Raw genomic sequence first — 541 nt, 5'->3', positions numbered from 1 at the left:
CGTCAGTGCCAGTCCCAGACCGACATGTCGTTGGGTGGGTAGTTCTGGCAGACGTCGGTGGTGTTGGCGGCGACGCCCTTGTTGTTGAAGAACAGCTTGGCCCAGTTCGGCCAGCGCCAGGCCATGTTCTCGAAGAAGGCGTTGGTGGCGGTGTTCTCGGAGTATTGGCGGCGGCCGGCGTAGTCCATGGAGAAGAACCAGTGGATGCGGTCCTGGGCGCCTTGCTGATCGGCGACGGGCTTGTTGTTGTAGTCGATCATGTAGCGCTCGTAGTAGACCGGTTCGACGTCGCGGGCGGCGGCCATGATCTGTTCGGCGGTGCAGGGGGTGCGCAGGATCCGGTTGGGGATCGGGTAGTCGTCGGTGGCGTCGGCTCCGGCGATGCCGGCTCCGGCCAGGCTGGCGGCGACGGCGCAGGTGGCTACGCCGGTGCGGAAGAGGTTTTTGACGCTCGTGCGGTTGGACATGTCGCTCCCAAAGTCGGTTAGTGCGCGGCCTGCTCGTAAACGCCGCGCTGATCGACGCAGTAGTAATTGATGGC

At 64.1% G+C, this 541-nt stretch carries 1 protein-coding gene; it reads right to left on the bottom strand.

Annotation, left to right across the window (positions count from 1 at the left end):
* Nucleotides 1-2 precede the first annotated feature (2 nt).
* A complete protein-coding gene (locus ACZY08_RS29725) occupies nt 3-467 on the bottom strand; it encodes a DUF5078 domain-containing protein (protein ID WP_463748178.1) in 465 nt (154 codons plus the stop codon).
* Nucleotides 468-541: the final 74 nt, after the last annotated feature.

This window comes from Mycobacterium sp. IDUB_9 (genome assembly GCF_055419505.1).
The sequence above is the reverse complement of the archived record's forward strand: the minus strand, read 5'-3'. Positions and strand labels throughout refer to the sequence as shown.

Excerpts from the sequence above, each read along its gene's own strand:
- ACZY08_RS29725 (WP_463748178.1), bottom strand. The coding sequence starts at position 467 with ATGTCCAACCGCACGAGCGTCAAAAACCTCTTCCGCACCGGCGTAGCC.